Origin of the sequence: Dyella terrae, from assembly GCF_022394535.1 — a bacterium.
Classification (GTDB): Bacteria; Pseudomonadota; Gammaproteobacteria; order Xanthomonadales; family Rhodanobacteraceae; genus Dyella.
Genome location: NZ_CP089414.1, coordinates 2,855,277 through 2,867,245 on the forward strand (window position 1 = coordinate 2,855,277; position 11,969 = coordinate 2,867,245).

Genomic DNA, 11,969 nt, shown 5'->3' on the forward strand with positions numbered 1-11,969 from the left:
GATCGCGTCAGGCGTGCGCAAGCGATACCGCATCAGCCGTCTGCAACAAGCGCACGATCGAACCCGCAGCTTCGCGACCGTCATACACGGCGCGAACCACTAGATCGGCGCCGCGTACATTGTCACCACCCGCGAAGATCTGCGGATGGCTGGTCTGGTGCGGTAGCGCGCCGCCAGCTCCAGTAATGACGCGACCGGACTTGTCCAGCGCCACACCATGCGAGCGCAGCCAATCCGGCGGGCTCGGCAGGAAGCCAAACGACTGGATGACCACGTCCGCATCGATCACGTATTCGGAGCCGGGCACGTTCTGCGGGCGGAGCCGCCCCGTGCCATCGTCCACGAGTGCCGTCTCCACCACGCGCACGCCGCGCACGTTGCTGCGCGAGCCGCCGAGGATCTCAAGCGGCTGGCGCTGGAACAGGAAGTTCACGCCTTCCTCGCGGCTGTAGTTCACCTCGCGTGCCGAGCCCGGCATGTTCGCCTCGTCACGACGATAGACGCAGGTGACGCTAGCGGCGCCAAGGCGGATCGCCGTGCGGTTGCAGTCCATGCCTGTGTCACCGCCACCGAGTACCACCACGTGCTTGCCGCGGAAGTCGAAGGCCGGCGACGGCGACTCGTCGCGCAACAGGCGTTCGGTATTGCCAATAAGGAAAGGCAGCGCGTCATGCACGCCGTGCAGTTCACGTCCCGGCAACTGCGCGTCGACATAGGTATAGGCACCCGTGCCCACGAACACCGCATCGTACTCGTCCAGCAACTGGCCGAATTCGATGTCACGCCCCACATGGCGGTTAAGTAGGAACCGTACGCCCATGCCTTCCAGCAACTGGCGCCGCGTGCGCACCACGCCCTTGTCCAGCTTGAACGGCGGAATGCCGAAGGTCAGTAGGCCGCCAATCTCACTCTGACTGTCATACACATCCGCTGCGATGCCGGCGCGGCGCAGACGATCAGCACAAGACAGACCGGCTGGTCCCGCACCGATAATGGCGACGCGCTTGCCGGTCTCGTGCACGGCGGAAAGATCGGGCTGCCAGCCCTGGCGCAACGCTTCGTCCGTCACCCAGCGCTCGATGCTACCGATGGTCACCGCACCGAACGCGGTCTGCTCCAGCGTACAGGAGCCTTCGCACAGACGATCCTGCGGGCACACGCGGCCACAGATCTCCGGCAGCGGATTGGTTTCGTGCATCAGTGTGGCCGCTTCCATCAGGCGGCCTTCCTGCACCAGCTTCAGCCAGTTCGGGATGTAGTTGTGCACCGGGCAGGCATGCTCGCAGTACGGGTTACCGCAATCGATGCAACGCTCCGCCTGCGTACCTGCCTGCTCCGAGCCGAAGTCGCCGGAAATCTCGCCGTAGCCAAGCACGCGAATGGACACGGGCACGGTACGCGGTGTCTGTCTCTGGACGTTGAGGAATTGAAACGTCTTGTCGCTCATGCCGCACTCCTCAGTTCATCAGCGAGCGCAGCCAAGCTTGCCGCCTTCGGTTTCACCAGCCAGAACTTGTATTGCAGACCGCGGAAGTCCGCGAGGATGCGGCGACCCCAGTCGCTGCCCGTCAGCTCGACATGCCGTGCCACCAATCCGCGCAGGTGCTGCATGTAGTGCTCCATGCCCTCGGGCGAGATGCGCAGGATGTCCACCAACTCGTGGTTGTAGCAGTCCACGAAGGTGCGTTCGATATCCAGCACGTAGGCGAAGCCGCCCGTCATGCCCGCGCCGAAGTTGAGGCCTACCTTGCCGAGCACGGCGACAACGCCGCCGGTCATGTATTCGCAGCAGTGATCGCCAGCGCCCTCCACCACCGCCAGCGCGCCGGAATTGCGCACGGCGAAGCGTTCACCCGCGCGCCCTGCGGCGAACAGCTCGCCGTCGGTGGCGCCATACAAGCAGGTGTTGCCGATGATGGACGCGTCCTGGCTGGCGAACGGCGAATCCGCCGGCGGACGCACCACGATGCGACCGCCCGCCATACCCTTGCCGACGCCGTCGTTTGCTTCACCGATAAGGTCGATGTGCACGCCGCCTGCGTTCCACGCGCCCAGGCTTTGGCCGGCCGCTCCGCTCAGTTTGAGCTGGATGGGCTTCAGATCCATGCCGTGGTCGCCATAACGGCGTGCCACTTCACCTGACAGACGCGCACCGATGGCGCGATCCGTGTTGAGGATATCGAACGCGAACTCACCACCGGTACGATCGATGATCGCGCCGCGCGTGGCCTCATCGATACGCGTCGCCAACGCCGCTTCGTCGCGCATCGGATTGCGTGGCAACGTACAGGCAAAGTCAACGCTCGATCCCAGGGTGCCATGGCCGAGCAGTGGCGCGAGATCCAGTTTGTGCTGGACGGGCGTGGTGCCATCCACCTGTTCCAGCAGGTCGGCGCGGCCGATGATCTCGCTCAGGCTACGCACCCCCAGCTTGGCCAGATGCGCGCGCACGTCTTCGGCGACAAAGCCGAAGTAGTTCATCACCATCTCGGGCAGGCCGGTGAAGTGCTCCTTGCGCAGCACGGGGTGCTGCGTGGCAACGCCGGTGGCGCAATTGTTGAGGTGGCAGATGCGCAGGTACTTGCAGCCCAGCGCCACCATCGGCCCCGTGCCGAATCCAAAACTCTCCGCGCCGAGCATCGCCGCCTTGATCACATCGAGCCCGGTCTTCAAACCACCATCGGTCTGCAGGCGCACACGACCACGCAAATCGTTGCGGCGCAGCGTCTGCTGCGTTTCGGCCAGACCCAATTCCCACGGCGTACCCGCGTATTTGATGGAGGTGAGCGGGCTCGCGCCGGTGCCGCCATCGTGGCCGCTGACGGTGATCAGATCAGCACCCGCCTTCACCACGCCTGCCGCCACGGTGCCCACGCCTGCGTGGCTGACCAGCTTCACTGAAATCAACGCCTCAGGATTCACTTCCTTGAGGTCGTGAATCAACTCAGCGAGATCTTCGATCGAGTAAATGTCGTGATGCGGCGGCGGTGAGATCAGGCCGATACCGGGCTTGGCGTAGCGCAGCCGCGCAATGGTGCTGTCTACCTTGTGGCCTGGTAGCTGACCACCCTCACCCGGCTTGGCGCCTTGCGCAATTTTGATCTGCAGCACTTCGGCGTTGACCAGGTATTGCGGCGTGACACCGAAGCGGCCCGAAGCGACCTGCTTGATCTTGGACATCTTTTCGGTGCCGTAGCGCGCGGGGTCTTCACCGCCTTCGCCAGAGTTACTGCGCGCACCGAGGCGATTCATGGCAATGGCGAGCGCTTCGTGCGCCTCGGGCGACAGCGCACCCAGCGACATGCCGGCCGAGTCGAAGCGACGCAGGATGCTTTCGGCTGATTCGACTTCTTCGATGGGCAGTGCCTCGCCCAATGGGCGCGGCGACAGCAGGTCGCGCAGCGCCGACGGCGGGCGATGGTCGACAAAATTTGCGTAGGCGCGATAGTCGGCTGGGCTGCCCGTGCGTACAGCCTTCTGCAACGTGCCAATCACGTCCGGGTTGTACATGTGGTATTCGCCACCGTACACAAACTTATAGAGGCCACCGGCGCGCAATGGCGAGGCGTCGCTCCATGCCTCCGCGGCGAGCACCTGCTGGTCATGCTCGAGTTCAGCGAAGCCCGCGCCGCCAACGCGCGAGGGCGTACCGGGGAAGCAGAGCTCCACTACCTCTGGCGCAAGGCCCACGATCTCGAACAACTGCGCACCGCGATAACCCGCCACCGTTGAGATGCCCATCTTCGACAGGATCTTCATCAGACCCTTGCGGATGCCGCGGCGGTAACTGCGACCGATCTCGAAACGGTCGCTGTCGATATGGCCTTCGCGCCCCAGCTCGAACAGGCTCTGGTAGGCCAGCCATGGATAGATCGCGGTGGCACCGAAGCCTAGCAAGCAGGCGAACTGGTGCGGATCGCGTGGCGTCGCCGTTTCCACCAGGATGTTGCATTGACATCGCAACGCCTGGTCGATCAGGTGTGCGTGCACCGCCCCAACCGCCAACAGCGAATGGATGGGTAGCAGACCCTTCTGCGGATAACGATCGCTGAGGAACACCAACTGGCAACCCTCGCGCACCGCCTTCTCCACCTCACGGCAGAGACGGTGAAGCGCAGCCTCCAGTCCCTCTTCCGGCGCGTACATCAGATCGAAGCGTGGCGTGCCCGCATACTGCGGAAGCGCCAGCAACTGGCGCAGCTTGCGTTGCGAGAGCACAGGTGAGTTGATCAGGATCTGCTTCGCGTTCTCCGGCGTGAGGTCGAACACGTTCGACTCCGGACCGATCTGCGTCACCAACGACATCACCAGCTTTTCGCGCAGCGGATCGATCGGCGGATTGGTGACCTGGGCGAAGCCCTGGCGGAATCGGTCGAAGAGCGGGCGCACCTGACGCGACATGGCGGCAATGGGCGTGTCGTCACCCATGGAGCCCGTGGCTTCCTGTTCCAGCTCCACCATCGCCTTGAGCACGGTTTCGCGCTCTTCGCGTGAGAGGCCATAGAGCTTCTGGTAGCGACGCAGTTCTTCTGTCGGCAGCGGCTCGGCGGCAAGCGACGGATCGATTAGATCCGATTCCAGATAGCTCACGCCGGCACGCAGCCAATCGCGGAACGGCGCGCGCTGGCGATTGATGTCGTCGATGTCGGCATCGCGCAGCAGGCGATGTTGCTTCAGGTCCACCGCGATCATCTCGCCCGGCGCGAGGCGTCCCTTGGCGACGACCTGCGACGATGGCACGTCCCATAGACCGGCTTCGGAGGCGACGATGAGGTGGTTGTCCGCCGACAATGCCCAGCGCGCGGGGCGCAGGCCGTTGCGATCCAGCGTGCAGGCGGCGTAATGGCCGTCGCACATCACCAGACCCGCCGGGCCGTCCCACGGCTCGCAATGCAGCGCGTAGTACTCGTAGAACGCGGCAAGGTCTTCGTCGATCCCCTCGCGCGCGGCGAAGGCGGGCGGCACGAGTACGCGCATGGCGGTCAAAAGATCCAGACCGCCGGCGATCAACACTTCCAGCGCGTTGTCGAGGCTTTCCGAATCCGAGCCCGTCTGGCGAACCAGTGGCCCAATGTCGGTCAGATCCAACAACGGCGAATGCAGGATCGATTCGCGCGACTGCATCCAGCGGCGATTGGCGCGGATAGTGTTGATCTCGCCGTTGTGCGCCAGCAAGCGGAACGGTTGCGCCAGACGCCACTGCGGCGTGGTGTTGGTGGAGAAGCGTTGATGGAACACCACCGCATCGGCGCTCAACGCCGGATGCGCGAGATCAGAAAATGCCTCTCGCAGCCGTCCGGGGGCAGCCATCGCCTTGTAACCGATGACCTGCGCGGACAGCGTGACCACATAGAAATGTTCGTCATTTACCAGCGCGGTTTCGGCGCGCCGACGCGCGCGGAACAAGGCGCGTTCGAATACGCCATCGTCCATCGACGACGCAGGCTCCACAAAGATCTGGCGCACATGGGGTTTCGCTGCGGCTGCAAGCGGACCGCACGCCTCGGCATTCACGGCCACCTCGCGCCAGCCAGCCACGTGCAGGCCTTCCTCGCGCAGATGATGTTCCAGTGCCGACACGGCTGCATCGCCACCATGGGGATCAAGGAACACCACGCCAGCGGCAAAGCGCTCGCCCACCGCAATGCCTGCGTCGTCGGCCAGTGCTTTCAACCAACCCAGTGGGCGATGAAAGAGCACGCCGCAGCCGTCGCCGCTCACGCCATCTGCGTTCACACCACCGCGGTGGGAAAGTTTGGCTAGCGCATCGAACGCGGTATCCACTACCCATGCGCTCGCTCGGCCGTCGATCTGTGCCACCAGACCAAAACCGCAGCTGTCGTGCTCGAACGCAACGTCGTAAAGCGTCGCCGGACCTGCTTGCGCCATCTCGCCTCCCCAGGCCGATGGTGGGAGACACGTCGTCCCAACGGAGCCGAAGGCGCCGCTGTCACGCATCCATAGTGTGGGTTTGACTAAAGCACAGTTTGGTGCGTCGCGTCAAAGACATCTTTACGTCTAAATGAAAGTTTCAAATGGAAGTGTTTTCTTGTCTCGCGAGACAAATATCGCGATGCGGTGCGCGACGCGTCGATCCGTGGTGATGGCAGGCATGCGCGCCATCGATCGACACAGCGCGTATGACTTGCATCGCACAGGGCATACCAGTGATCGCATCAGCGTTGCGATGAAGAGCACATGACCGGGACTCGTGGGCGGCGTTGCCCGGCTCGCGCGCCATCACGGCGCTCTGTGATAATCAGCCGATGCCCATACCAGTCCTCCGTGCCCGCCCCCTCGTCTGCGCCATCACCGGCGTCCTCGTCCTTGCCCTCGGCACGGCGACCCCATCTGCCTGGGCGCTGCAGGACAACAAGGCCAAGTCCGACAAGGCTGAGCAAGTCGATGCCCAGAAGAAGCTCTCGGACGTACGTAGCAAGATGGAGGCACTGGCCAAGGAACAGGCCGAGACCGCCTCCAAGCGCGACAGCGCCACCGCCGAGCTAGCCAAGCAGGCCAATGCCGTGGCCGGCGCCGCCAGGGCCGTGCGCGACACCGACACCCAGCTGGCCACCAAGCAGAAAGAGCTGAGCGATCTGGAGGCCCAGCGCGCCGAGTTGCAGAAGAATCTGGAAGGTCAGCGTGCTGCCATCGCCGACCTGCTGCGCGCCACCTACGCGCTGGGGCGGGGCTCCGACCTGCGACTGCTGATGGGTGACGACGACGTGGCCCGCATCGCCCAGGCGCTCGCCTACTCCAAGTATTTCCAGGAAGACCGCGTGGCCCGCGTGCAGAAGCTGATGGGCGACCTCGCCCACCTGCAGGATCTGGAAACGCAGATCACCGCCCAGCAGCAGGCCCTGCAGACGGCGCGCGCCGAACGCGCGACGCAGGCCAAGGCGCTGGAACAGCAGCGCTCTAGCCAAGCCAAGCTGGTGGCCGACACCGACGCCCAGTACAAGGACCAGGCCAGCAAACTGGCCGCACTGAAGCAGAACGAGGCCTCGCTGAACTCGCTGGTGGCCACACTGCAGAAGGCCATCGACGAGGCCGCCCGTGAGGCCGAGCGCGCCGCCAAGGCGAATGAAGGCAAGGCCGCACCGCCGGCAGGCAAGGGCTTGGCGAATATCCGCGGTAACTTGCCCTGGCCCGCGCCTGGCCCGGTCAACACCTATGGCGCCGGCGTGCTTATCAAGGCGCCAGGCGGTAGCGAGGTGAAGGCGGTAGCCTCCGGGCGGGTGGTCTATGCCGCCTTCCTGCGCGGCTACGGCATGCTGGTCATCGTCAGCCATGGCAGCGGCTGGATGAGCATGTACGGCAACAACGAGACGATCCTGCACGGCGTGGGCGATCAGGTCAGCGCTGGCGAGGCCGTCGGCACCGCCTCTGCCCCCACCGGGGTCAATACCGGCGTGTATTTCGAGCTGCGGCAGAACAACTCGCCTGTGGACCCGCGCACATGGCTGGGTAAAAAGGGTTAATCCGACATTGACGCCAGCTACGCAGCGTCGCACGCTAATCTCTGTAGCGTATTGAATTTTGGCGACATCCGGCGGTCGAACGGCCATGTGGTCCCGCCGCCGGGCCGCCCCCACAAGCTTCACCGGAGTCCCCCATCCATGCGGTTTTCCACCTTGAGCCTGGCCGTTCTGCTGCTGGCGGCGCCGCTGGCGCAGGCGCAGACCGCGCCGACCACCAGCCAAGGCGCCAAGCCGACCACTGGTGCCTCGCCGGCCTCGGCCTCGTCCGTGCCTGACCAGGTGGACCTGGACGACGTGCGCAACTTCAGCCGCGTCTACGAGATCGTCCGCCAGGCTTACGTGGAACCGGTGGACAACAAGACCCTGATGAAGGCCGCCATCAGCGGCATGCTCAGCGGCCTGGACCCCCATAGCGAATATCTCGACAAGGACGGTCTGGCGGAACTCAGCGAAGACACCACCGGCCAGTACGGCGGCCTCGGCATTGAAGTGCTGCAGGTGGATGGCACGCTACGCATCATCGCCCCTATCGACGACACCCCCGCCTCGCGCGCCGGCATCAAGCCGGGCGACACCATCGTGAAGATCGATGGCAAGACGGTGGAGCCGGAAAACATCGACGACATGTTCAAGGCATTGCGCGGCGACCCGGGCAGCAAGGTCACGCTTACCATCCTGCACGAGAAGAGCGACAAGCCCATCGACATGCCGCTGGTGCGCGAGAAGATCTCCGTCACCAGTGTAAAGACGCGCGAGATCGAACCCGGCTACGCCTATATCCGCATCAGCCAGTTCCAGGACGACACCGCACCTGACCTGGAGAAGAAGCTCGGCGAACTGATCCGCAAGAACGGCCCGCAAAAGGGCGCCATCCTCGACCTGCGCTCCAACCCTGGCGGCCTGCTCACCGCCGCCGTCGGCGTGAGTGATGACTTCCTCAACTCCGGCACCATCGTCACCACGCGCGGCCGCCTGCAGGATTCCAACCTCAGCTTCGAAGCGCACGCAGGCGATCTGCTCAATGGCGCGCCGATGGTGGTACTGGTCGACAACGGCACCGCGTCGGCAGCCGAGATCGTTTCCGGTGCGCTGAAAGACAACCATCGCGCACTGATCGTCGGTCGCCGCACCTTCGGCAAAGGCGTGGTGCAGACCGTGCTGCCACTGGACAACGACCACGCGGTGAAGATCACCACCGCGCGCTACTACACACCCAACGGCACCTCCATCCAGGCCGAAGGCATCAAGCCCGACATCGCCCTCGCCGATCTCGCGGTGAACAAGGCGGACAGCGCCCCCTCCCTGGTCAGCTCCGAAGCCGACCTGCCGAACCACCTTGCCAACGAGGATGGGACGTCGAAGGGCAAAGACATCGACAACGATGGCAGCGCGGAGAATGCCAAGCTGGCGACGCAGGATTACGCGTTGTCGCAGGCGTTGAATGTGTTGAAGGGGTTGGCGTTGAATCGGTCGACGTATGCTGTTCCGGCGGCGGCGCCGACTAAGCATTGATTGGCTAGTACCTGGTAACTCCGGAGTACACGGAACACCCACGCTTTTCTCCCTCTCCCCTACGGGGAGAGGGTTGGGGTGAGGGGTGGGTGCTCGCCTCAGCATTTCATCTTTGTCGTCATCCCTGCGAAGGCAGGGATCCAGTGACTTTTCGTGGGATTGTCGCGCTACGGCAATCTGGCTCGCCTGCGGCGGGCTTTCGACCTCCTACCGGAGGCCGAGTCACTTTTCTTTGCTTGCCCGAAGAAAAGTAACCCAAAGAAAGGGCACCCCCACTTGGCGCTGGCCGATAAAGCCGGCCAGTTCGTGAGGGGCGGCCGGGCTTTTCGACAGGGCTCCTGCCCTGGCGAAAAGGAATCGGCATCCATGCCGATCCCCCCTGCGGGCCTTTTCGTCCACCCCTCACCGCCGCACAGGGGGCCCGAAGGTCAAAAGCGCCGAGCCCACGGCTCGTGCTGCTTCGCTGCACATCGCGCTGACGCGGAGAGGAATTGAAGCGGGCTTTGCTACGTTTTCCCAGACTGGGGCTAGATAGAGCTCGCGCTAGGCTTCCCCACCGCTGTGGAGAACTCGTTACCTAGCGGCATCGTCTCTCTCTTCCGCCCTGACTTTGCGCGCTAGAGCAGGAACAACGCCACCTGCGGCGATGCGATGTGCAGCAAAGCTGCACGAGCCGTGGGCTTGTTGCTTTTGATCTTCCAGGGCCCCGTATGAGGCGGCGGGCGGGTGGAGAAAAGGCCCGCAGGGGAATCGGCACGGATGCCGATTCCTTTTCGCCGGGGCAGGAGCCCCGTCGAAAAGCCCGGAACCCGCACGCGTACCTGGAGGGCAAAGCCCGGAAGGCGACTCATCCGGGGGGCCCTTTCTTCGGGTTACTTTTCTTGGGCAAGCAAAGAAAAGTGACCCGGACTGCGGCAGCAGTTCGGAAGCCCGCCGCAGGCGAGCCAGGTCGCTATATCGCTAAAACCAAACACAGAGGCTCTGGAGCCCGGCCCTTGCCCCCTTTTGTGGGGTACGCCGGGATGACGACTAAAGATGAAACAGTGAGGCGAGCATCCAACCCTCTCCCCAAAGGGGCGAAGGGGCGAAGGAGCAAAAGCGCCAGCGGTAACCAAAACTAAAACCCGATCTCCGGCACCAACCCCGCCAAATGCCCCGCCAGCGGATCCTCCCGCCCCAACAACTCAAACCCCTCGTACTCAAACCCCGGCGCCACCAAACAGGTGGCCAACGCATAAGCCCCCAACGGCCGCGCCGCCTGCCACGCCCCCGCAGGCACCACCGTCACCGATTGCATGCAGTCGTGCAGAGGCCCAAGCGTGCAACGCTCCAACCGGTTCGTTGCGGAGTGATAGATCAGCAACTCCAGCGGCGCGCCTTCGACGAAATGCCAGGCTTCTTCAGCATCCACACGATGCCAGCTGCTGGACTGCCCTGCTTCGAGTAAATAGTGGATAGCGCTCATCGCATGGCGCTCGCCGCCGTCCGCGCCCTTGGGCGGATGGAAGCGATGGTAGTGGCCACCTTCGACGTGCGGCTGCAACCGCAGCGAGGTTTTCAGTTCCTCGATGCGGGCGGCCGTGTCGCTCATACGGTCTTATCAGTCTTGGACGGGTTGATCAGCCAGCGCACCGCCAACAGACCGAGCTCGTAGAGCAGGCACATGGGAATGGCCAGCATGATCATCGAGGTGATGTCGGGTGGCGTGATGAAGGCCGCGATGGCGAAGGCACCCACGATGGCGTAGCGGCGGGAATTGCGAAGTTGCTCCAGGTTCACCACGCCAATCGCAGCGAGGATCACTACTGCCACCGGCACCTCGAAGCACAGGCCGAAGGCGAAGAACATCAGCATCACGAAGTCGAGGTAATGCGTGATGTCGGTCATCATCTCCACGCCCTCCGGCGTTACCGCCGTGAGGAAACGGAAAGCCGCCGGCATCACCAGAAAGTACGCGAACGCGCAGCCGAGGTAGAACAGGAACAGCGCCGCCACCAGCAGCGGGCGGGCGAGGCGTTTTTCATTCCGGTACAGGCCGGGGCTCACGAAGGCCCACAGCTGATAGACGATCATCGGCATGCTGATTAACAGCGCCACGTAGAACGCCAGCTTCAGCGGCGTGACGAACGGACTGGCTACCTCGGTCGCGATGAGATGTGCCCCTTGCGGCAGGCGTGCCACCAACGGCGCGGCCAACTCTGCATAAAGGCGGTTGGCGAAGGGCATGAGCACGGCGAGCACGATAAGCACAGTGACGATGGCTCGCATCAAGCGCGAGCGCAGCTCGATCAGGTGCGAAAACAGACCCTGTTCCAGATCGGACTCGGGACCGTCGAGTTCAGGCGCCGCCATGCGGGACTTCCTTGATCGGGGTGGCGTCGGCGGTGGCAGCGACAGCCGTCTCCGGAGCGATCTCCGCAACTAATGCCGGCTCTGCGGTCGGCGGCGCCGGGCTCGACGGCACGCCAGAGGGGCGCATCTTGCGCAGCGTCTCGTCCAGCTCGGCCTGCGCGGCTTCGGCGCGCGATGCGGCTTCCTTGGCCTGACGGCGGATTTCTTCCACCTGCAGCTCGCGCTCCACTTCAGCGCGTACGCTGTCCCAGCCGGTGCGGATGCGACGCATGAATACGCCCGCCGTACGCGCTGCGTGCGGGAGCTTTTCCGGGCCGAGCACAATCAGCGCAATAAGCGCGAGCAATACCAGCTTGCCGAAGCTGATCTCGATCATGCCGATACGACCCGATTACTTCTGTTCGGTTTCGTGCTGGCTCTGGTTCTGCGTGCTGGCCGGCGGCGGATCGGCATGCAGGCGCTCGCCCGGATCAGCGGACTTTGACGCCTCGTCGCCATCCAGGCCCTTCTTGAAGTCGCGCACGGCGCCGCCCAGGTCGGAACCGATGTTGCGCAGCTTCTTGGTGCCAAAGATCAGCACGACCACGACCAGCAGAATAAGTAGATGGGTGATGCTCATGAAAA

At 63.9% G+C, this 11,969-nt stretch carries 8 protein-coding genes; 2 read left to right on the plus strand and 6 right to left on the minus strand.

Annotated elements, in window-relative coordinates; all coding sequences use genetic code 11:
• Positions 1-7 precede the first annotated feature (7 nt).
• Positions 8-1,447, minus strand: a complete 1,440-nt coding sequence (locus tag DYST_RS12375) for an FAD-dependent oxidoreductase (protein WP_102300892.1) — start codon at positions 1,445-1,447, stop codon at positions 8-10.
• Positions 1,444-5,889, minus strand: a complete 4,446-nt coding sequence (gene gltB, locus DYST_RS12380) for a glutamate synthase large subunit (protein ID WP_239945945.1) — start codon at positions 5,887-5,889, stop codon at positions 1,444-1,446. Before gltB ends, DYST_RS12375 begins: the two co-directional genes overlap by 4 nt.
• A 377-nt stretch (positions 5,890-6,266) precedes the next feature.
• Between gltB and DYST_RS12385 the strand changes: the two genes are divergently transcribed.
• Both DYST_RS12385 and DYST_RS12390 read left to right on the plus strand, forming a co-directional pair.
• On the plus strand, positions 6,267-7,481 hold the full coding sequence (locus DYST_RS12385) for a murein hydrolase activator EnvC family protein (protein ID WP_239945946.1): 1,215 nt from the start codon (positions 6,267-6,269) through the stop codon (positions 7,479-7,481).
• Positions 7,482-7,619: 138 nt separating this feature from the next.
• On the plus strand, positions 7,620-8,993 hold the full coding sequence (locus DYST_RS12390) for a S41 family peptidase (protein ID WP_102300890.1): 1,374 nt from the start codon (positions 7,620-7,622) through the stop codon (positions 8,991-8,993).
• A 1,117-nt stretch (positions 8,994-10,110) separates the two neighbouring features.
• Here DYST_RS12390 and DYST_RS12395 read toward each other — a convergent pair.
• The 4 genes from DYST_RS12395 to tatA are packed head-to-tail and all read right to left on the minus strand — an operon-like array spanning position 10,111 to position 11,964.
• Entirely contained in the window at positions 10,111-10,584 is a 474-nt protein-coding gene (locus DYST_RS12395) for a cupin domain-containing protein (protein WP_102300889.1), read from the minus strand.
• Entirely contained in the window at positions 10,581-11,345 is a 765-nt protein-coding gene (tatC, locus tag DYST_RS12400; protein ID WP_239945947.1) for a twin-arginine translocase subunit TatC, read from the minus strand. The genes DYST_RS12395 and tatC overlap by 4 nt, the downstream gene beginning before the upstream one ends.
• Positions 11,332-11,721 (minus strand): Sec-independent protein translocase protein TatB, encoded by a 390-nt coding sequence (gene tatB, locus DYST_RS12405; protein WP_239945948.1) that lies wholly within the window; start codon positions 11,719-11,721, stop codon positions 11,332-11,334. The genes tatC and tatB overlap by 14 nt, the downstream gene beginning before the upstream one ends.
• Positions 11,722-11,736: 15 nt before the next feature.
• Positions 11,737-11,964, minus strand: a complete 228-nt coding sequence (tatA, locus tag DYST_RS12410; protein WP_102300886.1) for a Sec-independent protein translocase subunit TatA — start codon at positions 11,962-11,964, stop codon at positions 11,737-11,739.
• Positions 11,965-11,969 lie beyond the last annotated feature (5 nt).